Genomic DNA, 26,878 nt, shown 5'->3' on the forward strand with positions numbered 1-26,878 from the left:
TGTCGCTCCTACTACTGAACTAAATCCCATAGAACTGTTCAGCCCCCTTCTTTATTTTTCTTAATTCCCATTCAATTTTATCAAGCAATCCTGCAGATATCTGCTTTCCATTCAATCTTTCAATGAATAATAATGATATTATATGATCTGCTATATTTAATTTTCCTGAACCTTCAACTACATTTTCCTCATCAACTTTAATTCCCTTTAGGAATTTTAATAATTTTGTTAATGCTTTATCTCCCAACCATCCAAGCATGTAATAAAACTCCAATACATCAGGTACATTTTCAGAACCAACTCTTTCACATAGATATTCTAACCACTTTAATGCCATGATAATCGCAATTGGGTCATTATCAGGAATATCTTCTAATTTAGCAGGTTTGTGTATCTCTAATATTGTTGAAGCCATTGCATCCATCTGATACACCCCCTTAAGTTAATGATGATTATTAATGATGATTATTTTTGTAATTGTTATATGATAATTTTTTAGAATTTTATTTTATATAATTTTTTAATTCTTGGTTATTAATTTAGATTGATTGTAATTCTTCAGCCCATTTTTTTATTCTTCTAATTTCTATTTCTAACATTTCAAGAACTTCAGGATCTATTGGCCTACCAGCAAGCTTTTCAATGTATAATAATGACATTATATGGTCACTTGGAGATAATTTATCTCTCGGTCTTATGTTTTCCATATCAAGTATTATTCTCATATTTTTGGTGAATCTCAATAATTTTAATATAACTTTGTTTGATATCCATCCAATTTTATTGTAGTAATCTAAAACATCAGGTAGATTTGTAATACCTACTTTACTAATCAAAAACTCTAACCATTTAAATACCAAAGTCATAGAAACTGCATCTTCAGGAATATCATTTAATCTATATTGCTTTTCTTCTTCAATAGATGACATAGAGCTTCCCTCCTTAGGAGATTCCTCAGATACTTCCTGTTCTTTTTCTTTAATTTCTTCTTCCTTAATCTCCTCAACTTTTTGGATTTTCTCTTTTTCAGGTTCTACAGTTTCTTTGGTTTCTTCAATTTGTATAGTCTCCCCAGCTTCTTTCTCTTTAACAGCTTCAACATCTTCTTTAACTTCTTCTTTGGTTTCTTCAACAGTTTCAGTTTTTTCTATCTCTTCTGAAAGTTTAGTTGAAGCAGCCATTGTAGTAAGTTTCATTATAGTATCAAGTTTCTGCTCAAGATTCTGAAGTTTTTTATTAAGCTCTTCTGTTTTGTCCTCTCTTCCTTTAGATAAAACCTCACTAATTCTTTCGATAATTTTATCAAGCTGTCTTTTGGTAACTCTCTTACCCCTCAAATTATTTTTTAACAATATTATAACGAAAGAGGGTAGTTTTGATTTTAGATTATCCAAATATTCTTCAATTTCATCTTCAGTAAGAATTTCTTCATCAGAAAGTATAGGAATTGATGACATTTCATTCACTGTTTTTTGTATCATGGGTATCCTCCCCGGACACTGACTTTATAAGCTCCTCCTCTAACACATCCTCAATTATCTCTTCAAGGTCAATATTAAGCTGGTTTAAGTATAATGAACCTAATATAATCAAGTCATTTGTGAGCTCCTCAACAGTTTTTTTAAGTCTTTTATATTCAGTTTCTAATCTTTCAAGTTTTTCTAAACTTGTTGCAGTTATTTTTGAAACACCAATAAACGGGTTAATTTGATTTGACACAACTTCATAAAGAGCCATTATATCTTGCAAGTTTTCATTAATCTTATTAAGTTCTATTCTTAGCATTTCATTTTCTTTTCTTAGGTTATTTAGTGAAGATTCAAATCTTGGCAATCTCGATTCAATATCATTAACTTTTGCCATTAGACCTTCAGTAGTTTCCATTAAATCTCTGACTGTTCGTTCAAGTTCCTCATATCTATCAGTATCTTCAAAATCTTCAAGAGCTTCTTCATCAATAGAAAGTTCATCTGTTTCTATTTGTTGTTTTTTTTTAATTTTAAGTTAGACAACTTATTTTTTATTGATTCAATGATATCTTTTATCCCCATAAGGATTCACCTTAAAAAATTTAAGTGTTTAAAAAAATGCCAAATTACTGAAGTGGCACTACATGCTCAGTAAATGTTGATGGGGCTATAAACTCAATAATACCTGAAGCTCCATATTCTGGAATTACTTCCCCATAAACTTTATCTCTTGGAGTTATTGGCATACCAATAGCAGTTAAGTTAATGGCAATCACTGCTTTATCTCCAAAGTTCATTGTTGGGTGGGTAGTATCACTCATTGAACCATCCCCATCCTGTAAGACAATTACACCAAATGTTACATTATTGTCTGACTGAGCATTTGTTAGAGAGCTCCAGAAATCTTTTAAATTGGAACTATCTGTCCCAAATAGATCCTTAGTCCCGTTATTCGCACAATCTGCCAATATTCCAGAATATACCAAAGATACTTTTTTATTTCCATTTGATATTGTAACTATTGTCGATGATAAATCAATCTCATCTCCAATATTTGGAGATATAAATATAACTAAGCTTCCTATTTCACTTTTATCCGGTGCATATCCCACAACCTTCACTACTTGGACACCACTTGCTACTTGTTTAGTACTTTCTTGTCCTACTCTTGCAGCTTTGTGTTGCAAATTACTTGCCGTGTTTATAATAACTGCCGCTGCTACTGCAGCGACTAATACTAAAGCGATGAAAATGATAAGCGTACCTATACCAACCGCCCCTCGGCGACTTTTAAGATATCTCAACAACATATTTGGCCACCTCAATATAAAATAAGTTTTCTTAGAAAATTTAAAAAAATTAAATTAGGGGCTTATTGAAGTTGTATTACAGTTTGAGTGCTTAAGTATGTAGCAGGTGTTGTGAATTCTATAACTGCTGGAGCTCCAAACTCTGGAACTACTGAACCAGTTACTGTTGTTCTTGGATCTAAGTTAAGACCAATTTTAGTAGCGTTTATTGTTAAAGCAACGATATCTCCTTTGTTGATTACTGGAGTATTTTGCTTGCATGAACCATCTGAATCTTGTATGACTATAATTCCAAACTGTGCTTTATCTGTAACAGAAATGTTCTCCCATGCTTCGAGAGTAGTATTAGTAACTTCTCCCCCACCTGTTAAATTATTATATGCAGTTGAATTATAGTATAATACTGCCTTTTTATCGCCATCTGTAATAAATATCTTTGTTTGATTTAAGTCAATTGGAGCACTTCCAGCATTTGGAGTAATTAAGATTGCTAATCCATCTACTGCTGTAGCATCACCATTAAGAATTCCTAAAACCTTAAGTGTTGAAAGACCACTTGCAACTTGCTCAGTACTTTCCTTACCTGTAGCCATTGCTTTTTGTTGCAAGAATCCACTTGTGTTAATTAAGACAGCTGCTGCAACTGCAGCTACTAAGACCATAGCTATGAAGATTATCAAAGTCCCTATACCCATAGCCCCTTTCTTACCTTTTAGGAATTCAAGAAGTTTCATTTTGTATCACCCGTAAGTAGATTTTATATTTATTTAATTAAGATTTATTTAAATTTATTGTAATTCAATTATGGTGTTTGTGTATGCGGCTGGTGTTGTGAATTGAATAACTGCTGGAGCTCCAAACTCTGGCTGGTACTGTCCTGAAACTTCTGCTCTTGTTGGTATTTCTTTACCAAATACTTGTGATACATTTACAAGCAATACAGCAATATCCCCTTTGTTAATAACTCCATCATCTAATGAACCATCTGCATCTTGAATTACTCCAACAACGTATCCTTTAGCAGTTGCGTTTGACCAATCTCCAACTGATGTACCAAATATATCTGACACACCTAATGTCTGAGTTGTAGTACCGTTGTATGTCAAAGTGTGTGACTCACCATCGTATGTCAAGAACAATTTTGCCTCTTTTAAATCAATTGGAGCACTTCCTGCATTTGGAGTTACGTAGATGGCAATCCTATCAATTCCGTTAGTTCCATCATAGTGTCCTGTAACGCCTATACACATTAAACCACTTGCAACTTGCTCAGTACTTTCCTTACCTGTAGCCATTGCTTTTTGTTGCAAGAATCCACTTGTGTTAATTAAGACAGCTGCTGCAACTGCAGCTACTAAGACCATAGCTATGAAGATTATCAAAGTCCCTATACCCATAGCCCCTTTCTTACCTTTTAGGAATTCAAGAAGTTTCATTTTGTATCACCTGACACATTATTATCTCATATTGCTATAGTATATTCCCCCACACAATTCCCCTACACAACCCTCAATCCACCTTCGATATATACTGTAATTTTCTTAAAATATATTCTTTTTGCGTAATCTATTACGTATTCGGTTTTATCGGTGTTTATGTAGTGATTTATGTATGTAAACGATAGTCGAATTTTAAATAACAAATTAACGTAATAATAACGTAATAATTATGCTAAATTTTATAAATATTTTATGAATAAGAATAAATAATAGAAGATTTAAATATTAAATTAAAGTATACTTAATATTTATGAATTTATATAAATTATAATTAGGTGAGAGTATGGAAGATAATGAAATATTAAAAACCCTATCTAACGAATTATTGAAAGGAGCAAAAATGCTCTCAACTCATTGTCCAAAATGTGGTTATCCATTATTTGAAAAGGATGGAAAGACATATTGTCCAGTATGTGAGAAATTTAAAAATGAAGTTGAAGAAATTGAAAAAAATAAAATAGAACGTGATAGTAAAGCAGTCGATAAAAAAGTAGATATTAATAGAATATTAATAGAAAAAATAAATTATTTAGCAATGAAACTAAAAGATGAAAGTGAAATTGGCAGAATTAAAGAAATAGGTGAAGCATTATATGTACTAATTAAAATCAAAAAGAAAATTGAATAAAGCTATTTTATTATTTTTATTTTAGATATTGAAATATCTATTCCCTCTTCTGGAGAGATTTTGAGATTATTATATCTAACAATTAAATTATAAGTTTTTTCTTTTTCCTTAATTTCCTCAAAAAGTTCAATTGAGGTAGCATTTTTATATAGGACATTTCCATTTTTTACATCAACTAATTCTATGTTGTTGTTTTTTGATTTTATTGATATGTAATAATATCCTTGTTCTGGGAAAATTATGGATATTGGTATATAATCGGTACCTTTTGAAATTTTATCCACTTGAAACTTTACTAAAATTTTTAAACTATCCTTATCATTAGATACAGCACTTGTATTTAAAGAAGATGTTGTTTTGATAATTGGTGACGAATTATTGGAAATATTTATTAATTTTTTATTAACTTTTTTATTATCTACATTTATTGTTGAGATTTTCGAAATATTTGGTTGGTATAATAAGTTATCACTAATGTTATTAATAATATTGCCGCTATAGTAATTATTTGAGTTTTTAGAGTGTAGCACTACAAACAATCCCAATATAACAATTAAAATTAGAATAGACACTAATGCAACATTTTTAATTATTTTTAATTCAATATTTTGAGATATTTCTTTTTTATCTTCTAATATATGCTCATGTTTCTCTATTTTTAATTTTGGCTTTCCTACTTTAACAAGTTTATCATCTATTGGTTTTTCATCAAAAGATACAATAAAAAGAGGTGTATTGTTATCTAAATTTAGATTATTTCTTAATCTTTCTCTTATTTTATCAATATTTTCCCTATTAGATACTATGCTATTTATCAAGTCTAAAATCCTATATTTAAATGGCTCAGCAATTAGCTTATTATTTTCATTTTTAAATTTAAATACTTTTCCATTGAGTTTATTACTGCAGGCAATAACACTTTTTGGATTTTCTATCAATTTACTGAATTTTATAAATTTTTCCCAATATCTTAGATTATAGTTATCATCCAAATCAAAAGGGCAGTATAAACAGTAATCTTTATCAATAACAAACACAGGTGAATTTCCTAAAGAAAATAACATTAATTTTCCATTTCTGTATATTCCCCAAGCAATGGATATATTTAAATTATCGTAGTCAATTTCTTTCTGTTTTAAAAATTTATCTATCCTCTTAAATCCTTCATAGAATCCAACTTCTATAAGATTTTTTAAGTTAGTTATATATCTGTTGTTATAAACCTCAGTACAAAATGTTCTTGAAAAAATTTCGGATATCTTAAATCCATACCTCAATTCATTTGGCTCATCACATATAACAAAAACAAGAAAATTCTCATCTTCATCTAATATATAGTAGGAATACTCACTATAATTACTATCAAGTAAATAACCACTTGAAATGGAAAGAGCTATCATAACCCCCACCAAAATATATTCAAAGATTTAATTAACTTAAGTTTTTGATAATATTTATATCTTAGCCAAAATTATGTTGGTGATAGAATGATTCTAAAACTTAATGGATATGGTTACAGCTCAAACTCTTACTTAATAATTGGAAAGAAAAATATTCTCATAGACCCAGGAACTTCTGGGACATTTAACATATTAATGGAGGAATTAGAAAGAAATGGTATAAAAGATATTGACTTAATAATAAATACTCATTGCCATTTTGACCACTCATCAGCAGATTATTTAATTGAAGAGCATTTTAATTGCCCAACAGTAATAGAAGATAAAGAAGTTAAGCATTTAAAAAATGGAGATGAAGTTACTGTATCATCCTTATTTGGAGCTAAACTCAATCCACCAAAAGAAATAATCCCACTATCTGAAATTGAAGAAGAGTTAAAAAACTATGGTTTAGAGGTTATAAGAACCCCTGGGCATACTTATGGCTCTATTTCAATAATCTATGAGAATAATTTAATAACTGGAGATACAATCTTTGCTTATGGAGTAGGAAGATGGGATTTACCTACTGGAAATATTATTGAGCTAAGAAACTCTATAAATACATTAGAAAGAATAGCCAATGAAAGAAATATAGACAAATTATATCCCGGACATGGAGAAATTGGAAATAGGATGGCTTTTAGCTATGCAAGGCTTTTTATATAAATAAAAACAGTCATTGGGATAAAAATGAAAGTTCTAATCCCTGTATCACCAATAAACTCACTAAAAACAAGATTATCAGAGTTTTTAAGCAATGAAGAGAGAAAAAATTTGTTATTAAATATGCTTAGAGATATTAGAAAAGCTTTAGAAGGTTTAGATGTTGTTATTGTTAGTAAAGATGAGGAAATATTGAATTTTGCTAAAAATGAATTAAAAGCAGAAACTATTAAAGAAAAATATAAAGGATTAAACAATGCAATAAAACAAGCATTTGAGGAAATTGAGGATGAAGAAGTTATGATAATCCCAGCAGACATCCCATTAATTAAGAAAAAGCATATTAATGATATTTTAAAGCTTTCCAAGGATTATGATATGATTATATGTCCATCAAGAGGAGGAGGGACTAATCTATTATATTTAAAGTCAAAAAATTTGATTGAAATGAAATATGAAGGTTTCAGTTTTTTAAAACATTTAGAAGAGGCAAAAAAGAGAAATTTAAGATATTACATTTATGATTCCTTTTTAATCTCTGTTGATATCAATACACCAGAGGATTTGGGAGAGATATTCATTCATGGAAATGATACATACACAAAAAATTATCTAAAAAGCTTAGGAATTGATGTAGAGCCAAAGCACTCATCAGCTGGAAGATTTGTGGTTAAAAGAGGGAGATGATGAGATATCTAACTTTACATAGTATTGAAGAAGTAAAATCTATAATAAATGAGCATTTAAAAAAATTAAAAAATGAGGTTGAAGAGGTTGATTTATTCAGTGCAGTTGGGAGAGTTTTGGCTGAGGATATATTTTCTAATATAGATGTCCCACCTTATGATAGGGCAAAGATGGATGGTTATGCTGTTAAAGCAGAAGATACCTATGAAGCAGATGAAGACAATCCAGTAGAGTTAAAGGTTATTGGCTCTTTAAAAGCTGGGGAGATTAAAAACTTAGAAATAAATAATGGAGAGTGTGTTGAGATAGCTACAGGGGCAATAATTCCAAAAGGAGCTAATGCTGTTGTTATGGTTGAATACACTGAAAGAGATAATGATAGAGTTAAGATATACAAGGCAGTCCCGCCAATGGAGAACATCCAATTCACTGGCTCAGATATAATGGCTGGAGAGCTTGTTTTAAGAAAAAATACCAAATTAACACCAAGAGATATTGGTGTTTTGTCAGCTATAGGTAGAAGTAAAGTTAAAGTTTATAAAAAACTAAAATTTGGAATAATATCTACTGGAAATGAGATTATAAGCCCAGAAAAACCATTAGAGTTTGGAAAAATCTATGATATAAATTCTTACACTTTAGCATCTTATATAAAAAATCTTAACTACGATTTTGAATTCTTTGGAATAGCCAAAGATGATAAAGAGGATTTAAAAGAAAAGATTAAAAAAGCATTAAAATGTGATATAATCCTATTAAGTGGGGGAACTTCTGCAGGTGTAGGGGATTTAACTGAAACAGCTATAAAAGAGCTTGGTGGGGAAATCTTAGTTCATGGAATAAAGATAAAGCCAGGAAAACCAACGATAATTGGAAAAATTGATAATAAGTTAATTGTAGGATTGCCTGGCTATCCTACTTCATGCCTAACTATATTTGATGTGTTCTTTGGAGATGAAAAAAATGTTATAAAGGCAGAGTTCCCACAAAGACATATATCAGCAAAAGGAAGAACGGAATATTTGCCAGTTATTTTAGTTAAGCATAAAAATGGATTCTCAGCTTATCCAATAACTAAGGGAAGTGGAGCTATAACTTCCTTAGCAGAAGCAGATGGATATGTAATTATTGATGAAAATAAAGAAATTTTGGAAAATGAAACTGTAGAGGTTCATCTATTTGGAGATGTTAAAGTTGGATTAAATATTATTGGCAGCCATTGTATTGGAGTAGATATAATTTTAAAAGAGGCAAAGTTATTGGCAAAGACGATAAATGTTGGTTCTTTGGGAGGTTTATTGGCAATAAAAAGAGGAGAAGCAGATATAGCTGGAATTCATTTGTTGGATGAAAAAACAAACATTTATAATATTCCATTTTTAGAGAGATATAAAATTAGAGATGCTGTATTAGTTAGAGGCTATATTAGAGAGCAAGGATTTATGTTTAGGAAAGAATTAGGCTTTAATACAATAGAAGAAATTGTAAAAAATATTTATAACTTAGAGTTCATAAATAGAAATAAAGGCTCTGGAACAAGAATACTATTTGATAAATTTTTAAAAGAACACAAAATTAATCCAAAAGAGATTAAAGGTTACAATATAGAGGCAAAGACACATTCAGCAGTTGCTACAGCTATAGCAATGAAAAAGGCAGATATTGGTTTGGGGATAAAGACGGTTGCAGAGCAGTATGGTTTAGAGTTTATTCCATTAGCTAATGAGCATTATGACTTCTTAATTAGGAAGGATAGATTTAATGATGAAGATGTGAAGAAATTCATTGATGCCTTAAAAAAAGCCAAATTACCATTCAAAAAGCCAGATAATTGTGGAAAAATTATATGGGAAGGATAAAAATTAGTTCTTTGCAAAAGTTATTAAAATTAACTAAGGAAGATTGAACGCCTTCTTATAGAAGGCGTTCATTATATACCTTTCTTATTCCAAAATGTTTTGCAAAGAACTAACATAATCCTCTAAATGGCTACTAAATATTATTTTTTATTGGGGATGGATATGGAAAAAATTGATACTTTGATAGACAACACATATAAAACTGTTGATGATAGAGCAATCATTTATCTCTACTTAATTAACTCTATTTTAAAAGATAGGGATTTTAAGCCATATTTTTACGTTGAATTAAATAAAGATAAAGTTAAAGATGAAGATATTGAGACAATAAAAGATTTTCTTTTAAAAAATGATTTATTAAAGTTTGTTGAAAATATTGAGGTTGTTAAAAAAATTATTCTTAGAAATGAAAAAGAGGTTATTAAAATTATAGCAACTCATCCACAAAAAGTTCCAAAACTTAGAAAACTTAGAGAATGCCCAATTGTTAAAGAGATTTATGAGCATGATATTCCATTTGCTAAAAGATATTTGATAGACAATGAGATAATTCCAATGACATATTGGGATTTTGAAAATAAAAAACCTGTAAGCATTGAAATTCCCAAATTAAAGGCTGTTGCTTTTGATATGGAAGTTTATAATAGAGATACTGAACCAGACCCAGAGAGAGATCCTATTTTAATGGCAAGTTTTTGGGATGAGAATGGAGGGAAGGTTGTAACTTACAAAGAATTTGACCATCCAAATATAGAAGTAGTTGAAAATGAGAAAGAGTTGATTAAAAGAATCATTGAAACATTAAAGCAGTATGATATAATCTACACTTACAACGGAGATAACTTTGATTTTCCTTATTTAAAAGCGAGGGCTAAACTTTATGGGATAAATATTGAGTTGGGAAGGGATAAGGAGGAGTTGAAAATAAAGAGAGGAGGTATGGAGTATAGAAGCTACATTCCAGGAAGAGTTCATATTGACCTATATCCAATATCAAGGAGATTGCTAAAATTAACAAAATATACTTTAGAAGATGTAGTCTATAATTTATTTGGAATTGAAAAGCTAAAAATTCCGCATACAAAGATTGTAGATTATTGGGTAAATAATGATAAAAATCTAATTGAATATTCCCTACAAGATGCTAAATACACATACAAAGTTGGAAACTACTTCTTTCCATTGGAGGTTATGTTCTCAAGGATAGTTAATCAGACATTATTTGAAATTACAAGGATGACTTCTGGGCAGATGGTTGAATATCTACTAATGAAAAATGCATTTAAAGAAAATATGATGATTCCAAATAAACCAGATGAAGAAGAGTATAGAAGGAGATTATCAACAACTTATGAAGGAGGATACGTCAAAGAACCAGAAAAGGGGATGTTTGAAGACATAATTAGTATGGATTTTAGAAGCCTTTACCCCTCAATAATTATTTCATACAATATAAGCCCAGATACATTAGATTGTGAGTGTTGTAAAGATATCAGTGAAAAAATCTTAGGGCATTGGTTTTGTAAAAAGAAAGAGGGATTGATTCCAAAAACATTAAGAAATTTAATTGAAAGAAGAATAAAAATTAAGAAAAAAATGAAAAAAATGAAAGATGTTGAAGAAATAAATGAAGAATATAATCTTTTAGATTATGAGCAGAAATCTTTAAAGATTTTGGCTAATAGTCATTATGGTTATTTAGCTTTCCCAAGAGCAAGATTTTACAGCAGAGAATGTGCAGAAGTTGTTACTTACTTAGGAAGGAAATATATACAGCAAACAATGGAAGAGGCTGAAAAATTTGGATTTAAGGTCATATATGCTGATAGTGTTACTGAAGATACAGAAATTATAGTTAAGATAAATAATGAAATAAAATTCATAAAAATTAAAGATTTGTTTAAAAAAGTTGATTACACAGTTGGAGAGAAAGAATATTGCATTTTAAACAGTGTATATGCCTTAACCTTAGATGACAATGGAAAATTAGTTTGGAAAAAAGTGCCTTACGTTATGAGACATAAGGCAAATAAAGAGGTTTATAGAGTCTGGATTACCAACAGTTGGCATATAGATGTTACAGAAGACCACTCACTAATTGGCTATAAAAACAAAAAGTTCATTGAAATAAAACCTACTGAAATTAAAGAGAAAAATATTAGTTTAATAGCTTTAGATGAAAATCTTAAAGAATATAACTTTGTAAATGTAAAAAAAGTTGAAAAAATTAACTACAATGGCTATGTTTATGATATTGAGGTTGAAGACACTCACAGATTCTTTGCAAATGGAATTTTAGTCCATAATACTGACGGTTTCTATGCGATTTGGAAAGAAAAAATTAGTAAAGATGAGTTAATAAAAAAAGCTTTAGAATTTGTTGATTATATAAACTCAAAACTACCCGGCACTATGGAGTTAGAATTTGAGGGATACTTTAAAAGAGGTATATTTGTTACTAAAAAGAGATACGCCTTAATTGATGAAAATGGAAGAGTTACAGTTAAAGGTCTTGAGTTTGTTAGAAGAGATTGGTCAAATATAGCAAAGATAACTCAAAGAAAGGTTTTAGAAACATTATTAGTTGAAGGTAGCATAGAAAAAGCTAAAAAAATAATTCAAGATGTTATTAAAGATTTGAGAGAAAAGAAGATAAAAAAAGAGGATTTAATAATCTATACTCAACTAACAAAAGACCCTAAGGAGTATAAAACCACAGCTCCACATGTTGAAATTGCTAAAAAATTGATGAGAGAAGGGAAGAGAATAAAAGTCGGGGATATTATTGGTTATATAATAGTTAAAGGAACTAAATCTATAAGTGAGAGGGCAAAACTCCCAGAAGAAGTTGATATTGAGGATGTGGATGTTAATTACTATATTGATAATCAAATTTTGCCTCCTGTGTTGAGGATTATGGAAGCAGTTGGAGTTTCAAAAAATGAGTTGAAGAAAGAAGGGGCTCAATTAACCTTAGACAGATTTTTGTTTAAATAAATTTATTTGAAGAAAGCATCTAATGTTAATTGTTTCCCTTTATCTTCTTTCTTTTTCTTCTCCTTCTTTTTCTCTTTTTTAGTTTCTTTTTCTTCTTCAACCTTTGGTTTTTCCCCTATCTTTTCTTTAGTTTCTTCTTTAACCTCTTTCTCTACTTCCTTTATCTCTTCTTTTTCTTTAACTTCTTTAGGTTGTATAATTAGCTGTGGTTGCTCTTCCTTAGCTTTTTCTTCTTTTTTCTTTTCTTTCTCTAATTTCTCTTTATCCTTTTTCTTTTTTCTCTCTAATTTTTTCTTTTCTTTTAATATCTTCAAGATTTCAGAAGCTAATTTATCACCAACTAAAACTTTCAGTTCATCTTCTTTTATTTCAAAGTAATCAACTAAATCAGCGGCTATAGATGGATTTTCTTTAGCTAAGATTTTGAGCATTTGCAAATCAAATCTCGCTCTCTTTGATGAAGTATGTGTTTTTTCACCAATTTTCTTTAATATTTTATTTAATATTTCTCTCTCTGCCTTTGTTTGTGTCAATAATCTAAATATCTTTGGATAACTGTAAGGCGTCCATTTCCTATACTTTTCATCTTTTGAGAGAGCAACACCAGCAGTCATTAGCGTTGTTGCATACTTCCAAAAGCCATAGTTTTGCCTTCTCATCACTCTACCTAAATATCTATCTGCCTTTGAAAGATATTCAAAAGCTCTTGCCACTTCTTCTAACTTTTCATATTCTTTTGGAACATTTTCAGCTATCCATTCAATTATAACATCTGGTGTTTCATCCACATTCATTAATGCAGTTGTAGCTATTCCATAATGAGTTGTTTTTAAAATAACCCTTAAAGCATCAAATATATTTGCCTCTCTCTTCCTATCTGGCAATTTTTGGGCAGCTTCATAACTCAAATCTCCAGATAAAGCTAAAGCCTCTAAATCATTTATTGCACTTCTTAAATCTCCAGCTGAATGTTGAGCAATCATCTTTAATGTTTTATCATCCACATCAAGTCCCTCTTTTTCAGCTATCTTTTTTAGAACTTTATAGACAGAATTTGTATGTACTGGATTTAATTGAATTATCTCAACATAAGGTAGAAGATTCCTTATTGATGTAGCATAGGCATCATTTGCAGTTAAAATTATTGGGTTCTTTGCCTTCTTTATAACTTTTATGAGTTCAGAGACTCCTCCAGCGTCTTCTTTTCCTGAAATACCATCAACCTCATCCAATATAATTAAAAATTTTTTGCCAAAGATAGATGATGATGTAGCAGCATGTCCCACAACTTTTTTTATAACTGAAGCATTTCTCTTATCACTCGCATTGAGTTCAATAACTTCAAATCCATAATCGTTGGCTAAGGCATAAGCTAAAGTTGTCTTTCCACAGCCTGGGGGACCAACCAACAAGATTGGTTTTGGATTCTCTCCTTTTAAATAACTTTCAATCCATGTTTTTAATTTCTCTTTAACTTTGTCATGCCCTGCAACTTCCTTCAATGATTTTGGTCTATACTTTTCCACCCAACTTAACATAAACAATCCCTAACTAAATTTATTTTTTATTAATTTTGAAGTCCAAAGCTAATATATATTCTCTTGGTGCATAGCTCTTAACTATTCTTTTTTCCAAAACTTCACAATCACATTTTTTCTCAAATAATTTTATTGCATCATCAAAATCTTTTCCAATTGTGTAATAGTGTATAACTCCTCCCTCTTCTACAATATCCAATGCCTTATCAACAAACTCATGGGCATATTTTGGCAGATTCATTATAACCCTATTTCCTTTAACATCGACCTCTCTAACATCACTCAATATTGGTACTATCTTATGCTCTAATTTATTTAACTTTATATTCTTCTTTAAAAGTTCTATTGCATGTGGATTTATATCTATGGCATAGATTTTTTTAGCATTTCTACAGGCAATTGAAAACGGCCCCACACCAGCAAACATATCAACAACTACATCATCTAAGGTAACCTTTTTCATTATTCTTGCTCTCTCTCCACTCAATCTTGGTGAGAAATAAACTTTTGCAATATCAACATAAAGCCTATAACCATTCTCTTTGTGGATTGTTAAAGTTCTATTCTCTCCTGCTAAATGCTCCAACTCTCTAACTCTAAACTCTCCTTTAACTTCACTCTTTCTTCTAAAAACTCCTTTGCATGGAATTAATTTATAAGCCAATTCTCCAATCTCTTTTCTTGTTTTTTCATCAATCTCATCGGAAATTTGCAGTATTACTAAATCACCAACTACATCATAAGAGAGGGATATTAAACCTTCATCAATCTCCTTTCTATATTTTTTTGATATTATTTCCCTAAAACTTGGTTTTTTAATTATTTCTTTTTTCTTAAGCTCTTTATCAACTAACTCAAACTCAATATTTAAAATACTTTTTAAAATCTCTTCATCAACATCTTTTATCGGCAAATAGAGATAATCTCCCTCGGATGTTATTTTATAGTCCTTGTTTAATAAGTTATTTTCTATTAATATTCTTCTCGTTTGCTCACCATGTTTTTTGTTTATTTTTAGGCAGAGTGGCATAGAATCACCAAAACTATCCTATTTCTTGCTTCTTAAAACTCTATATCCACCTTTTATTGTAACCGTCTCAACATTTCCAAAAACTTCTTCCATATATTTAGCTAATGACTTAGCCCCTTGCTTTGTTTGAATAACCACCCAAATCTCTCCTCCTTCTTTTAAAATCTCTTTACCTTCCTCAATAATTTTATGTAAAACTTCCTTTCCAGCTCTTATTGGTGGGTTTGTTATAATTTTATCATACTTTTTATCCTTAACATTTTCATATAAATCACTATGAACTACTCTAATATCATAATTTTCTAAATTATTTAGTTTTATGTTCTCTTTAGCTAATTTTATAGCTCTTCTATTTATATCAGCCATTGTAACTGATTTAACTTCATCAGCTAAAGCTATTCCAATAACTCCATAACCACAACCTAAATCTAAAATATCATCATCTTTATCAACAACTACATTTTCAACTAAAATCTTAGTTCCTTTATCAACCTTTCCATAAGAAAAAACACCAGCATCTGTTTTAAATTTTAATTTTTTTCCTCTTAAAATATCCTCAACAATTTTTATATCTGATTTGGCTGTTGGCTTTTCAGAGAAATAGTGCATTTTATCACCAAAATGTTTATAACTAAGTTTAAATTAAAATAATACACTTAATTATAAAAATTAGTTGGCATCTATGCTTATAGTTTTTTGCAAAACATTTTGAAATACATAAGGTATAGATGAACGCCTTCCTTTGGGAAGGCGTTCAAATCTTCCAAATAAATTTTAATAACTTTTGCAAAAAACTATAATAATCTTATGCCTTTTAAGGTGATAAAATGCATCTCTTGGATTTGGATGTGTTAAGTAGAGAAGATGTGCTAAAAATCATTGAATATGGAATATACTTCAAAAAAAATAGAAGAAAACATGAAAAAGTATTAGATGGAAAGAGTGTGGCGATAATATTTGAAAAGCCCTCAACAAGAACGAGAATGAGTTTTGATATTGCAGTATATGAATTAGGGGGACATCCATTAATAATGAACCAGAATGAGATACACTTAGGAAAGAAAGAGTCTATAAAAGATACTGCAAAGGTTATGAGTAGGTATGTAGATGCTATAGTAGCAAGAGTTTATAAACACAGACATTTGGAAGAAATGGCTAAGTATTCAACAGTTCCTGTTATAAATGCGTTGAGCGACTTAGCCCATCCTTGCCAAATATTGGCTGATTTAATGACAATAAAAGAATATAAAGGTAAATTTAATGGATTAAAAATAGCTTATTTAGGTGATGGAAACAACGTCTGTAATTCTTTAATTTTAGGTTCTGCTTTAGTAGGAATGGATATGGTTGTTGCTACACCAAAAGGTTACGAGCCAAATGCTAAAACAGTATTAAAAGCTAAGGAAATCATTGAAGAGTATGGAGAAGGTTCTTTAACATTAACAAACAATCCAATAGAAGCAGCTGAAGATGCTGATATATTATATACTGATGTATGGGTTAGTATGGGTGATGAGAAAGATAAAGAAGAAGTTTTAAAAATCTTCCCACCATTCCAAATCAATAACAAACTCTTAGAATATGCTAAAGATGATGTAATTGTTATGCATTGCCTTCCAGCAAATAGAGGATTAGAGATAACTGATGATGTTATTGATGGGGAGCATTCAGTTGTTTATGATGAGGCAGAGAACAGATTGCACGTTCAGAAGGGAGTGTTTAAGTTTATATTTGAACAATAATTTTGAATTTAGAATATAAGAATTACCAACAAAATTAACAATATCTTTACCATAACACTTACCATATAATTTATTACTGCCAATTTCAAACCAAATCTTCCAAATAAAGATACATAGGTTCCAATAGAATGCTTTAAATAAATCATCGTCACTCCAATAATATTTCCAATTAATAATATTATTAATGCCTGTTTCTCATTTAAAACACCATTTTTTATTAAAATATCAACTGTGGCATATCCAGCAGAGAAATGGGCAAGATTTGCAACCAATACAGCTATAGCTTCCCCCGGCAAATCAAGAATTCTAAATATTGGGCTAAATAGTCCTTTAACAACATCCATTAAACCAAGTTTTATCAAGAAGTTTATTAAAAAAGTAAATATCACAATCATTGGAATAACTTTTTTTAAAATTTTCAAAGATTTTTTAAAACCTTTAATTATAACCTCTCTATTAAATACAATTTTTTCATCGCTATTATTGCCTATTTTTATCTGTTTTCTCTCAAAAAATATATTTGCATATAAAATTCCAATCAATGCCTGCAAAAATCCAGAGAGAATATTTAAAAAAACATAAATAATTCCCAATTTATAACCAAGGATAACAACAGCCAATGGCAATTGAACTCTAAAAACACTTTCCCCTAAAATTGTGGGTAAAGGGCTAATTATAGTTGTTATTATAACTTCTTTTTCATTAACCTTATTTTCTTTATAAAAACCGGCTAACATTGACTTTCCAACTGTTGGATTTATAAAATTTCCTAATAAAGACACTACACACTCTTCTGGAAGGTTAGAGATTAAACAAATTGGCTTTGTTATTTTTTTAATTTTGCTTATTAGATTAGTCTCTTCTATAATACTTGCAATAGTAATTCCAATAGATGAAAGAAGTATTATTTTAGTTAGATATGACAAGATATACATAATATACATACTATCACAAAAAACAAAAAATTATCCTTTAACATTCTCTTTTAAAAGGACATCAATCTTTTCAGTAATTTTATCCAACTCCTCCTCTGATAATGGATTTGGAATAACCCTATTTTTATTTTCATAAATTGCCTTTGCAATCTCTCTAAATGTATTTGTAATTTCACTATCTGGAGCATACTCAATAACTGTCTTTTTGTAAATTTCTGCTTTTGTTATAAGATTACTCATTGGTATTTTTCCAATAACTTGAGTTCCAATTTTTTTAGCAAAATCCTCAACAATTTCTGGGGCATTTACAACACTCCTACCATTGTAAATAATTCCTCCCAATGCAATTTTTCCTCTACTTGCGTATCTCTTTATCCCCTTACATATATTATTTGCCGCATAAATTGCCATTGGGTCGCAGGTTGTTACAATATAAACATCATCGGCTAAGTGTTTTTGTAAAGGCATTGCAAATCCTCCACACACAACATCTCCCAAAATATCATAAATAACTACATCTGGCTTTAATGTTTCAAAAGCTCCTAATCTATTTAGCATATCAACTGCTGTTATCACTCCTCTCCCAGCACATCCAACTCCCGGCTCAGGTCCTCCAGATTCAACACAATAAACTCCCCCAAAACCTTCAAAAACTATATCCTCCAATTCCATATTTTCTGCTCCCTTTTTTCTAAAAATATCTAAAACAGTAGGAATTTTTCTTCCAACTAAATTTCTTGTTGTATCTGCCTTTGGGTCACAACCAATAACCAAAACTTTTTTACCATCTTCTGCTAAAGCTGCTGCTATATTACTTACTGTTGTAGATTTTCCAATTCCTCCCTTCCCATAGACACAAAATTTTCTCATAAAAATTCACCAATATTTATAATTATTACGGCATATTAAATTAATAATAATCCAACTATTATAAAGATATCCAATATTAAGGTAATGATTGCATTAATCATAACTATTTTAGTTCCTAATTTAGCCCCAAATAGAGAAACATGCAAAGGTAGAGAATGCTTAGCATATCTTGTTGAAAAAGTTAAGACATTTCCAATAATTAACCCAATTAAAACTTCTTTTGGTGTTAAGATATTTTCATTTAAAAATCCACCAGCCATAACTATAGCTGCTTGAACGTTTATAATTTCTGTCAATGCTAAAATTCCAACATTGGGGTTTAAATTTAATAAGTTTGTTATTGGTTGAACAAATCTCTCAACATAATCAAAAAATCCAACTTTAGATAGATAAATTACTAAAGTCATCATAAAGAACAATATTGGTACCAATCTTTTAGCAAATTTAATTGTTCTTTTAAATGATTTCTTTACATTCTCTTTTTTATCCATTTTATTTATATTTGGAATTTCAAAAGAATAATCTTTTGACACAATTGATAGATAGATAAATCCAATTATTGTTTTTGCTAAAGCTACACTTAATCTTATCAAAACAAACAAAATTCCCGTATATCCTAAAATCGGAATAACCACTGGAACAAAAAAAGTAAATGTGTGGGATAAGACAGAAGGAAATGAATTCGCTAAAGAAGTTCCTATAATCTCTTTTTCATTTATCTTATTCTCTTTCAAACCTTCTGCTAAAATTGAATATCCTACAGTTGGGCTAAAAAAGCATGCCAAAATTGATGATATTGAGAGAGGATTTATTTTTAATCTTTTTAAAATTGGGGATAATAAATCGCTAAATTTTTTCATAATTCCAGTGTTCATAATATAATTTACAATAAACACTGTTGTTAAAACAATAATAGATACTTTTATTGTGTAATATGCTGAGATTTTAATGCTCTCTATTAATAAAGCAATATAATCCACAATAATCACCTATATTACTAAGTGTATGCAATTGTAACATATAACAAAACAACAGTATTAAAAACTTCTCATACCTTTTTTGGTAGAAAAGCAACATATAACCAAATAAAATTATCTAAAAAATTTAAAATCCAAAATAATAAAAATCAAATAAAAAGATGAAAAAATCTGAAAAATTACAAAAATGTTTGCTAAAACTATTATTAAAAAACCAATATTGTTTTATAGTAAAATTATTAAAAATATAGAATGTTATTTTTTGATAAACCAATGTGTGCGTAATTCATGCACACATTAGTAAGTTTTATATATAGTTAGGTTAAATAGCATTAAAGTGTGAGTGATACAATCACACATTCCAGGTGAAAAAATGTACGAGTGGAAGTTAAATCAAATAGTCGATAGTGGGGTATGTGCAAGATGTGGAACCTGTACTATAGTATGTCCTAATAATATATTAACTTTTGATGAGAGACCAAAGTTAATAGATGAGTGTTTAAGAAAAGGTCATGGAATGTGTTATGATGTTTGTCCAAGAGTATCATCAGGAAAATACCAAATAAAAATAAGAGAAAAGTTCAAAGAACTCTACTATTATGGAAAAAGTGATATTGAAGGGCAAGATGGAGGAGTTGTAACTGCATTCCTAAAATACTTATTAGAAAATGGAAAAATTGATGGGGCTATAGTTGTTGGAGATGAATGCTGGAAACCAGTTTCATTAGTTGTCCAAAATGCAGAAGATTTATTAAAAGCTGCAAAATCAAAATATGCAATATCAACATTAGATGCATTAAGAAAAGCTGGAGAAATGGGATTAGAGAAAGTTGCAGTCGTTGGATTACCATGCCAAATTAATGGTTTAAGAAAACTGCAGTACTTCCCATACTTAGCAAAGCACGATGGAGAACTTGGTAAGAATGGAAAACCAGCTAAATTACCAAAAATTGAATACTTAATTGGTTTATTCTGTACTGAGAAATTTAGATACGACAACATGAAGGAAGTTTTAGCAAAGCATGGAATAGACATTGAAAAAGTTGAAAAATTCGACATTAAGAAAGGGAAACTTCTCGTCTATATAAATGGAGAGAAGAAAGAAATTGACTTAAAAGAGTTTGAAATCTGCCCAGGATGTAAGATGTGTAGGGACTTTGATGCAAGCATGGCGGATGTTTCAGTTGGATGTGTTGGAAGTCCTGATGGCTATTCAACAGTCATAATAAGAACTGAAAAAGGGGAAGAAATTAAGAATGCTGTTGAATTAAAAGAAGGAGTTGATTTAGAAGCAATTGAGAAGTTAAGACAGATGAAATTAAAGAGATTCAAAAAAGAAGTTGAGAGAAGAAAAGAAAATAATGAATATGTTTCATTCTACTGGACTGCTGATTATGGTGGAGTTGGTAAGAGGGCAGATGGAACTTACTTCATAAGAATTAGAGCAAAACCTGCTGGATGGTACACTGTTGAAGAAATAAAAGAAATCTTAGATATTGCTGAAAAATACAATGCTAAGATAAAGATAACTGATAGAGGTGCTTATGAGCTCCATGGCATTAGTGGATTTGATGTTGAAGATATAGTCTTAGAGTTAAATGAAAAAGGATTAATAACTGGTTCAGAAGGGCCATTAGTTAGGGCAACATTAGCATGTCCTGGAGCTGGAAACTGTAGTAGTGGATTGATAGATACAACAGAGTTCTGTAAAATCATTGAAGATAACTTCAAAGAAAGACCAGCTCCATACAAATTCAAGATTGCAATTAGTGGATGTCCAAACAAGTGTGTTAGGCCACAAGTACATGATATAGGTATTGCAGGAATTAAATTCCCTGCTGTTGATGAGGAAAAATGTAACGGTTGTGGAAGATGTGCCGAGGTTTGTAAGGTTGAAGCAATTGATGTAAGAGGAGAAACATCATACACCAACTACAATGTATGTATTGGATGTGGTAAGTGTATTAAAGCATGTCCAAACGAGGCAAGAGTTGTTAAAGAAGAAGGATTTATGGTCTATGTTGGTGGTAAGACTGGAAGAGAGGTTGTTGAAGGAATTAGCATGAAGATGAACAGTGTTGATGAAGTACTTAACTTAATAGATAAGGTATTAGTTGTTTATGACAAATACGCTAAGAAACCACAGAGAGAAAGATTAGCTGCAGTTATGAAGAGAATTGGTCAAGAAAACTTCTTAAAAGAAGTTGTAGAATTGATGAAAAAAGAATCTGCCTAAATTAACTTTTTAGATTTTTTATTTTATTTTTTATTTTTTAAATTTAAATCTTTAGATTGTTTTATATAAAAAATAAAAAAGAAAAGATTTAATTAATCGTGAATACCCTTTTCAGTTATTCTAAACATTGCCTCAGCATCTGGTAAGTGTGGAGAATCATATAGCTTAGCTACTCTTTTATCTCCTTTTGCCTTTCTTAAAAATATTCTAAATGTTGCAGCGTGTCCAACTATATGCCCACCTATTGCCTGTTCTGAAGCTCCAAATAAGGCATCTGGTCTTGCAGCTACTTGGTTTGTTACTATAACAACACAGTTGTATAAATCAGCTAATTTGTTGAGAGTAGCCATGTGCCTACCTAACTTTTGCTGCCTCTCTGCTAATTTACCCCTACCAACATACTCAGTTCTAAATGTTGATGTTAATGAATCTACTACAATTAACTTTATGTTATGCCCTTCTCTTATCAAATTCTCAACGTTCTCAGCATAAAGCATCTGCATATCTGAGTTATAAGCTCTTGCAACTAAAATGTTGTTTAAAACTTCTTTTCCATCTAAACCTAATGCTTCTGCCATTTGGATAATTCTTTCTGGCCTAAATGTCCCTTCTGTGTCAATATAAACTGCCTTTGGTTCATTTAAAATTTCTTCCTTTATAGCATCATCAGCAATTATTCTCTCTGGGCATTGTAAATTAACACATGCCTGATGAGCTATCTGAGTTTTACCTGAACCAAACATTCCGGCAAATTCAGTAATTGACTGACTTTCCAGACCTCCTCCTAAAATCTCATCTAAGTTTTTGCTTCCAGTTGAGAGCTTCCATATATTTTTTCTTTGTGATAAGACTTCACTTCCACTTTTAAATCCTAAATTGCATAGTTCTCTCGCAGCTTCTATAATTTTAGCGGCAGCTTTCTCACTAATTCCATCTATCTCTGTTAGCTCACCAATTGTTGCAGTTGCAATTTTCATAAAGTCAGTGTAACCGGCTTCTTTTAACTTCTCTGCAGTTGAAGGACCTACACCAGGTAGTTGAGTTAGGTCATCCATTATATCACCATGAGCATAAATTTATAATTGTTAATATGTGGATAAATTGAATGGTAATAGAATGATATTGTTGAGGAGCTATATGAACGTTGCCATAGATTAATTATTATATTTAACTATATAAAAATTTTTGTTGTTGTAATTAAAAAAGGATAAAAACCTTAAAAAATAACTATAATTGTGGGAGGTGTAAATATGATATCTAAGTATTTAGTTAGAGATGTAATGAAAAAGGGGGTTGTTGAAGTATCTTTAGATACAAAGTTAAGTGATGTTATTAAAACAATGGCAAAATATGATATATCATCTGTTGTAGTTTCCGATGGAGAAAGATTTTGGGGAATCATAACTGACACAGATATATTAAAACACTATCACGAATTAGACAAAACAGCAGAGGAAATAATGACAGTAAATCCAATAACCGTAAGTCCTGAAGCACCGTTAGAAAAAGCTATTGAGATTATGTCTGAAAAAAGCATACACCACCTATATGTTAAATCACCATGTGAAGATAAAATTGTTGGGGTTATAAGCTCAAAAGATATTATAAAGCTATTTTCTGATTTGATTGAATAAACTTATAAACTTAATTATGCAATATGCTATTTTATTTTTCTAAATCTTATTAAAAATTATAACAATAGATAACCTAAACATTTAAATATATGATTATACAATTAACATATTAGAATAGGACTTTCGCAGGAATAAGTCTTCTATTGAATATTGATGCCTTTGGCATCAAAATTCCTATATAGAATATATAAACTGCGAAAGTCCTATTAGAAAAACATGGTGGTGGAAACATGAGGGTTTACGTTGAAGGTTATGGTTGCGTATTAAACACTGCCGACACTGAAATTATAAAGAATTCTTTAAAAGAACATGGTTTTGAATTAGTTGATAATTTAAACGAGGCAGATATTGTAATAATAAACACATGTATTGTTAGATTAGAAACAGAAAATAGGATGATTTACAGAATAAACGAGCTTAAAAATTTAGGAAAAGAAGTTGTTGTTGCTGGATGCTTGCCAAAAGCTTTAAAGAATAAAGTTAATGGATTTTTACACATATATCCAAGAGAAGCTCATAGAGCTGGTGAGATATTAACCTCCTATATTCAAAAAAATAAAAGAACACCATATACTGAAGAAGATATTAATAAAACTCTTTATAAAAAATTAGATTACTTAAAACCATCATTAATTACTCCATTACCAATATGTGAAGGCTGTTTAGGAGATTGCAGTTATTGTATAGTGAAAATAGCGAGAGGAAATTTAATATCTTATCCAAGAGAAAAAATTGTCAATAAAGCCAAAGAGTTGATAGATAAAGGAGCTAAATGCTTATTTATAACCGCCCAAGACACTGCATGTTATGGTTTTGACGTTGGAGATAACTTAGCTAATTTATTAAATGATTTATCCCAAATAGAAGGAGAATTTATAATGAGAGTTGGAATGATGCATGCTAAAAATGTTCAGCCAATATTGGATGAGCTTATAGAAGTCTACAAAAACGAAAAAGTTGGAAAGTTTTTACATTTACCATTACAAAGTGGAGATGATGAGATTTTAAAGAAAATGAAGAGAGGCTATACAGTGGATGAATTTAAAGAAATCGTGAATGAATTTAGAAGAAAAGTTAAAAATCTATGTTTTACAACAGATATAATTGTTGGATTCCCTGGAGAAACAGAGGAGCAGTTTCAAAATACCTTAGAGATTTTGAAGGAGTTGAAACCAGATTACATCCATGGGGCTAAATATTCTCAAAGGAAAGGAACAGAAGCTGCAAAAATGAAGCAGATAGATACAAAAATTAGGAAAAGAAGAAGTGAAATATTAGATAAATTAAGAAGGGAATTGAGCTATTTAAACAATAAAAAGTATGTTGGAAAAACTATGAGAGTTTTAGTTTTAGATAAAGGAAAAGGATATACTGACAATTTCAAAGTTGTTAAGTTTGAAGGAGGAGAGATTGGAGAGTTTAGAAAAGTAAAAATTACAGATGCTAAGACATTTGGATTGAAAGGGGAGCTTATTCCTTAATCTCCTTTAAAACTTCATCTAAATCAACTTTTTTAATTTCACCAAATTTAACAACATCTCCATCTCCTTCATATCTTGGAATTATATGGAAATGAACATGATTAACTTCCTGCCCAGCTACTCTACCGTTGTTATTAACTATATTATATCCATCAAATCCAAGTTTTTTTAATATCTCAACTGTTTTTTTAACCCCTTTTATAAAATTGCAGAGTTCATCATCTGGCATTTCATCAAACTTCTCATAATGCTTTTTTGGAATAACTAAAGTATGCCCCTTATTTCTTGGATTTATATCTAAGAAAGCTAAAACATGCTCATCTTCATAAACAATCTTTGCTGGAATCTCGCCATTAACTATTTTGCAGAATATGCACATTTTCCCACCCATTTGTTGCTACTTTTTGATTAACACGTCCTTATACTTAAATAATAATTCAATTATAACCCTTCCATAGGGCTATCGCCCTATTGGTATACCCACTAACACCTCTGCCTACGGCAGAGAGGTGTAAAATTTTTTACCTTTTAATCAACACACCCCTATACTTAAACAGTAAATCCGTTATAGCTCTTATATCTTTTCCCTGCATCTTTGCTTCATTTAAATATAAATTATATAATTGAGAGGTTAATGGTCTCGGCATGGATTTCCACATTTCAGAGTGAATTAACAAATCAAAACATCTTGCCTCTGCCTCACTCAATCCAAGTTTTTTATATTCACCTTCATGAGCTTTATATAACAAATTTTCTTCCTTCGGAATGCTTAAAACTAAATCACATAGCTCAGTTGTTGGAATTGGTTCAGCAATTGAAACAAAAATATCATCTAATTCAGCATCTACAATAAAATCTTTAGTTAATATGTAATCAATCTCTGTTTCTGTTGGATATGCAACTATAAAACTTCCTGCTACTTTAACCCCACAATCCTTTGCTAATTTTATTGCATCTAAATTTTTTTCCCTATTGGTTCCTTTTTTCATATATCTCAGAATTTTATTACTTCCACTTTCTATTCCATAAAACACCCATCCAATAGTGTAGTTTTTTATAGCCTCTAATATGTCTTCATCAACATAATCAACCCTCATATCTGGAACTGATAAATTATTTTTCCCAACAATCTCAGATATCTTTTCCAAAAGCTCAAAAAACTTATTTCTATTTACTGATTTTTTAAAAGCGTATAAACTTCCAGTCCCTCCACTTATTGCTATTCTTTTAGCCCCAGCTCTTTTGAATGCTTTAACTTCCTCAACAACATCTTCAACCTCTCTACTCCTAATACTTTTTCCAAAAAACTTTGGAACTTGGCAAAAAGTGCAATTGCCTAAGCAACCTCTATGTGTTTCAATATAAACATTAGCCCCCCTAACTGATTGTTGCCCTATATCTTTTGGTATTAGTGGAAGAGGATGATTTAAATCTGGCTTTTCTTTCGGGTAATTTATTACTATCTCATCCCCTTCTCTATAAGCTAAGCCCTCCTTATCCCCTTCAATAATTTTTGGTATTGTTATTTCCCCTTCCCCAACTATAACCCCATCTACATTTAGCTCATTTAAAATAATCTCTGGATAAGCTGAAATACAGCCAGCAACATAAACTTTAGTTTTATTTTTTCTTACTTTTTTTATAAAATCTATTGTTTCTCTAATGCTTTTATCTAATATATGTAATGTTGAATATAAGCTAAATATAACAACATCTGACTTTAAAAATAGTATTTTATCTATTTTTCTAACTAAATGAACATTGTATCCTTTATTTTTTAAAATCCCGCCAATAAGCATAGAGCCATAGGTATAAACATCTGGACTGTAAATTGTAATTCTCATCCAATCCCCTTTAATTTTATTCAAAAGAATAAATAAA

Annotated in this window: 25 protein-coding genes; 9 read left to right on the forward strand and 16 right to left on the reverse strand. The window is 30.2% G+C overall.

Features of this window, described 5'->3' with window-relative positions:
* Positions 1-19: 19 nt before the first annotated feature.
* From JH146_RS05145 to JH146_RS05170, 6 genes are all read right to left on the reverse strand, one after another.
* Positions 20-424 carry a FlaD/FlaE family flagellar protein gene (locus JH146_RS05145; protein WP_048201998.1) on the reverse strand — a complete coding sequence of 135 codons (405 nt, stop codon included), beginning with the start codon at positions 422-424 and terminating at the stop codon, positions 20-22.
* A gap of 115 nt (positions 425-539) precedes the next feature.
* Positions 540-1,481 carry a FlaD/FlaE family flagellar protein gene (locus JH146_RS05150; protein WP_048201999.1) on the reverse strand — a complete coding sequence of 314 codons (942 nt, stop codon included), beginning with the start codon at positions 1,479-1,481 and terminating at the stop codon, positions 540-542.
* The gene (locus JH146_RS05155) at positions 1,459-1,884 is read right to left on the reverse strand and encodes a flagella accessory protein C (RefSeq protein ID WP_048202000.1); all 426 of its coding nucleotides are present in this window, start codon (positions 1,882-1,884) and stop codon (positions 1,459-1,461) included. Before JH146_RS05155 ends, JH146_RS05150 begins: the two co-directional genes overlap by 23 nt.
* Before the next feature lie 211 nt (positions 1,885-2,095).
* Complete coding sequence (locus tag JH146_RS05160) at positions 2,096-2,779, reverse strand: flagellin (RefSeq protein ID WP_173400823.1); 684 nt, start codon at positions 2,777-2,779, stop codon at positions 2,096-2,098.
* A gap of 62 nt (positions 2,780-2,841) precedes the next feature.
* On the reverse strand, positions 2,842-3,513 hold the full coding sequence (locus JH146_RS05165) for a flagellin (protein WP_048202001.1): 672 nt from the start codon (positions 3,511-3,513) through the stop codon (positions 2,842-2,844).
* Positions 3,514-3,567: 54 nt separating this feature from the next.
* Positions 3,568-4,215 (reverse strand): flagellin, encoded by a 648-nt coding sequence (locus JH146_RS05170; protein WP_048202002.1) that lies wholly within the window; start codon positions 4,213-4,215, stop codon positions 3,568-3,570.
* A 346-nt stretch (positions 4,216-4,561) separates the two neighbouring features.
* Between JH146_RS05170 and JH146_RS05175 the strand changes: the two genes are divergently transcribed.
* Entirely contained in the window at positions 4,562-4,906 is a 345-nt protein-coding gene (locus JH146_RS05175; protein WP_048202003.1) for an Sjogren's syndrome/scleroderma autoantigen 1 family protein, read from the forward strand.
* Positions 4,907-4,908: 2 nt separating this feature from the next.
* On the opposite strand, the gene JH146_RS05180 is transcribed toward JH146_RS05175, so the two are convergent.
* On the reverse strand, positions 4,909-6,306 hold the full coding sequence (locus JH146_RS05180) for a hypothetical protein (RefSeq protein ID WP_048202004.1): 1,398 nt from the start codon (positions 6,304-6,306) through the stop codon (positions 4,909-4,911).
* Between the two features lie 87 nt (positions 6,307-6,393).
* On the opposite strand from JH146_RS05180, the gene JH146_RS05185 reads away from it, so the two are divergent.
* The 4 genes from JH146_RS05185 to JH146_RS05200 all read left to right on the forward strand — a co-directional run bounded on the left by JH146_RS05185 (position 6,394) and on the right by JH146_RS05200 (position 12,554).
* Positions 6,394-7,014, forward strand: a complete 621-nt coding sequence (locus tag JH146_RS05185) for an MBL fold metallo-hydrolase (protein WP_048202005.1) — start codon at positions 6,394-6,396, stop codon at positions 7,012-7,014.
* A 24-nt stretch (positions 7,015-7,038) separates the two neighbouring features.
* Positions 7,039-7,698, forward strand: a complete 660-nt coding sequence (gene cofC, locus JH146_RS05190) for a 2-phospho-L-lactate guanylyltransferase (protein WP_048202006.1) — start codon at positions 7,039-7,041, stop codon at positions 7,696-7,698.
* The gene (locus tag JH146_RS05195; RefSeq protein ID WP_048202007.1) at positions 7,698-9,557 is read left to right on the forward strand and encodes a molybdopterin biosynthesis protein; all 1,860 of its coding nucleotides are present in this window, start codon (positions 7,698-7,700) and stop codon (positions 9,555-9,557) included. Before cofC ends, JH146_RS05195 begins: the two co-directional genes overlap by 1 nt.
* A gap of 162 nt (positions 9,558-9,719) precedes the next feature.
* Positions 9,720-12,554: a DNA polymerase domain-containing protein gene (locus tag JH146_RS05200; protein ID WP_394296455.1), complete on the forward strand. Its 2,835-nt coding sequence runs from the start codon at positions 9,720-9,722 to the stop codon at positions 12,552-12,554.
* Positions 12,555-12,556: 2 nt separating this feature from the next.
* Here the strand turns inward: JH146_RS05200 and JH146_RS05205 are convergent, their stop codons facing one another.
* From JH146_RS05205 to JH146_RS05215, 3 genes are read right to left on the reverse strand one after another with little or no spacing between them, the layout of a single operon-like run.
* Entirely contained in the window at positions 12,557-14,092 is a 1,536-nt protein-coding gene (locus tag JH146_RS05205) for a replication factor C large subunit (RefSeq protein ID WP_048202009.1), read from the reverse strand.
* A 19-nt stretch (positions 14,093-14,111) separates the two neighbouring features.
* On the reverse strand, positions 14,112-15,122 hold the full coding sequence (trm5b, locus tag JH146_RS05210; RefSeq protein ID WP_048202010.1) for a tRNA (guanine(37)-N1)-methyltransferase Trm5b: 1,011 nt from the start codon (positions 15,120-15,122) through the stop codon (positions 14,112-14,114).
* A gap of 18 nt (positions 15,123-15,140) precedes the next feature.
* Positions 15,141-15,731, reverse strand: coding sequence for a class I SAM-dependent methyltransferase (locus JH146_RS05215; RefSeq protein ID WP_048202011.1), 591 nt, complete (start codon positions 15,729-15,731; stop codon positions 15,141-15,143).
* A 218-nt stretch (positions 15,732-15,949) separates the two neighbouring features.
* Between JH146_RS05215 and argF the strand changes: the two genes are divergently transcribed.
* On the forward strand, positions 15,950-16,864 hold the full coding sequence (argF, locus tag JH146_RS05220) for an ornithine carbamoyltransferase (RefSeq protein ID WP_048202012.1): 915 nt from the start codon (positions 15,950-15,952) through the stop codon (positions 16,862-16,864).
* 8 nt (positions 16,865-16,872) lie between these two features.
* On the opposite strand, the gene JH146_RS05225 is transcribed toward argF, so the two are convergent.
* The 3 genes from JH146_RS05225 to JH146_RS05235 are packed head-to-tail and all read right to left on the reverse strand — an operon-like array spanning position 16,873 to position 19,658.
* Positions 16,873-17,799: a nucleoside recognition domain-containing protein gene (locus JH146_RS05225; RefSeq protein ID WP_048202634.1), complete on the reverse strand. Its 927-nt coding sequence runs from the start codon at positions 17,797-17,799 to the stop codon at positions 16,873-16,875.
* A 30-nt stretch (positions 17,800-17,829) separates the two neighbouring features.
* Complete coding sequence (gene nifH / locus JH146_RS05230; protein ID WP_048202013.1) at positions 17,830-18,669, reverse strand: nitrogenase iron protein; 840 nt, start codon at positions 18,667-18,669, stop codon at positions 17,830-17,832.
* Positions 18,670-18,704: 35 nt separating this feature from the next.
* Positions 18,705-19,658: a nucleoside recognition domain-containing protein gene (locus tag JH146_RS05235; protein ID WP_048202014.1), complete on the reverse strand. Its 954-nt coding sequence runs from the start codon at positions 19,656-19,658 to the stop codon at positions 18,705-18,707.
* A 361-nt stretch (positions 19,659-20,019) separates the two neighbouring features.
* Between JH146_RS05235 and fsr the strand changes: the two genes are divergently transcribed.
* A complete protein-coding gene (gene fsr / locus JH146_RS05240) occupies positions 20,020-21,882 on the forward strand; it encodes a coenzyme F420-dependent sulfite reductase (protein WP_048202015.1) in 1,863 nt (620 codons plus the stop codon).
* A 92-nt stretch (positions 21,883-21,974) separates the two neighbouring features.
* On the opposite strand, the gene radA is transcribed toward fsr, so the two are convergent.
* The gene (gene radA / locus JH146_RS05245) at positions 21,975-22,940 is read right to left on the reverse strand and encodes a DNA repair and recombination protein RadA (RefSeq protein WP_173400855.1); all 966 of its coding nucleotides are present in this window, start codon (positions 22,938-22,940) and stop codon (positions 21,975-21,977) included.
* Positions 22,941-23,132: 192 nt separating this feature from the next.
* On the opposite strand from radA, the gene JH146_RS05250 reads away from it, so the two are divergent.
* Together JH146_RS05250 and JH146_RS05255 are read left to right on the forward strand one after the other, a co-directional pair.
* Positions 23,133-23,516 (forward strand): CBS domain-containing protein, encoded by a 384-nt coding sequence (locus JH146_RS05250; RefSeq protein WP_048202017.1) that lies wholly within the window; start codon positions 23,133-23,135, stop codon positions 23,514-23,516.
* Between the two features lie 230 nt (positions 23,517-23,746).
* A complete protein-coding gene (locus JH146_RS05255; protein WP_048202018.1) occupies positions 23,747-24,997 on the forward strand; it encodes a tRNA (N(6)-L-threonylcarbamoyladenosine(37)-C(2))-methylthiotransferase in 1,251 nt (416 codons plus the stop codon).
* Here the strand turns inward: JH146_RS05255 and JH146_RS05260 are convergent.
* Positions 24,987-25,376 (reverse strand): HIT family protein, encoded by a 390-nt coding sequence (locus tag JH146_RS05260; RefSeq protein WP_048202019.1) that lies wholly within the window; start codon positions 25,374-25,376, stop codon positions 24,987-24,989. The genes JH146_RS05255 and JH146_RS05260 overlap by 11 nt on opposite strands.
* A gap of 142 nt (positions 25,377-25,518) precedes the next feature.
* A complete protein-coding gene (locus JH146_RS05265; RefSeq protein ID WP_048202020.1) occupies positions 25,519-26,841 on the reverse strand; it encodes a methyl-coenzyme M reductase glutamine C-methyltransferase in 1,323 nt (440 codons plus the stop codon).
* Positions 26,842-26,878 lie beyond the last annotated feature (37 nt).

The sequence above is a fragment of the Methanocaldococcus bathoardescens genome (assembly GCF_000739065.1).
Lineage (GTDB): Archaea > AGJL01 > Methanococci > Methanococcales > Methanocaldococcaceae > Methanocaldococcus > Methanocaldococcus bathoardescens.

Coding starts and splice junctions, on each gene's coding strand:
- JH146_RS05185 (WP_048202005.1), top strand. CDS start 6,394: ATGATTCTAAAACTTAATGGATATGGTTACAGCTCAAACTCTTACTTA.
- JH146_RS05180 (WP_048202004.1), bottom strand. CDS start 6,306: ATGATAGCTCTTTCCATTTCAAGTGGTTATTTACTTGATAGTAATTAT.
- JH146_RS05255 (WP_048202018.1), top strand. CDS start 23,747: ATGAGGGTTTACGTTGAAGGTTATGGTTGCGTATTAAACACTGCCGAC.
- JH146_RS05170 (WP_048202002.1), bottom strand. CDS start 4,215: ATGAAACTTCTTGAATTCCTAAAAGGTAAGAAAGGGGCTATGGGTATA.
- JH146_RS05155 (WP_048202000.1), bottom strand. CDS start 1,884: ATGGAAACTACTGAAGGTCTAATGGCAAAAGTTAATGATATTGAATCG.
- JH146_RS05265 (WP_048202020.1), bottom strand. CDS start 26,841: ATGAGAATTACAATTTACAGTCCAGATGTTTATACCTATGGCTCTATG.
- trm5b (WP_048202010.1), bottom strand. CDS start 15,122: ATGCCACTCTGCCTAAAAATAAACAAAAAACATGGTGAGCAAACGAGA.
- nifH (WP_048202013.1), bottom strand. CDS start 18,669: ATGAGAAAATTTTGTGTCTATGGGAAGGGAGGAATTGGAAAATCTACA.
- JH146_RS05205 (WP_048202009.1), bottom strand. CDS start 14,092: ATGTTAAGTTGGGTGGAAAAGTATAGACCAAAATCATTGAAGGAAGTT.
- fsr (WP_048202015.1), top strand. CDS start 20,020: ATGTACGAGTGGAAGTTAAATCAAATAGTCGATAGTGGGGTATGTGCA.
- JH146_RS05145 (WP_048201998.1), bottom strand. CDS start 424: ATGGATGCAATGGCTTCAACAATATTAGAGATACACAAACCTGCTAAA.
- JH146_RS05215 (WP_048202011.1), bottom strand. CDS start 15,731: ATGCACTATTTCTCTGAAAAGCCAACAGCCAAATCAGATATAAAAATT.
- JH146_RS05260 (WP_048202019.1), bottom strand. CDS start 25,376: ATGTGCATATTCTGCAAAATAGTTAATGGCGAGATTCCAGCAAAGATT.
- JH146_RS05200 (WP_394296455.1), top strand. CDS start 9,720: ATGGAAAAAATTGATACTTTGATAGACAACACATATAAAACTGTTGAT.
- JH146_RS05160 (WP_173400823.1), bottom strand. CDS start 2,779: ATGTTGTTGAGATATCTTAAAAGTCGCCGAGGGGCGGTTGGTATAGGT.
- JH146_RS05165 (WP_048202001.1), bottom strand. CDS start 3,513: ATGAAACTTCTTGAATTCCTAAAAGGTAAGAAAGGGGCTATGGGTATA.
- JH146_RS05250 (WP_048202017.1), top strand. CDS start 23,133: ATGATATCTAAGTATTTAGTTAGAGATGTAATGAAAAAGGGGGTTGTT.
- JH146_RS05150 (WP_048201999.1), bottom strand. CDS start 1,481: ATGATACAAAAAACAGTGAATGAAATGTCATCAATTCCTATACTTTCT.
- cofC (WP_048202006.1), top strand. CDS start 7,039: ATGAAAGTTCTAATCCCTGTATCACCAATAAACTCACTAAAAACAAGA.
- JH146_RS05195 (WP_048202007.1), top strand. CDS start 7,698: ATGAGATATCTAACTTTACATAGTATTGAAGAAGTAAAATCTATAATA.
- JH146_RS05225 (WP_048202634.1), bottom strand. CDS start 17,799: ATGTATATCTTGTCATATCTAACTAAAATAATACTTCTTTCATCTATT.
- argF (WP_048202012.1), top strand. CDS start 15,950: ATGCATCTCTTGGATTTGGATGTGTTAAGTAGAGAAGATGTGCTAAAA.
- JH146_RS05175 (WP_048202003.1), top strand. CDS start 4,562: ATGGAAGATAATGAAATATTAAAAACCCTATCTAACGAATTATTGAAA.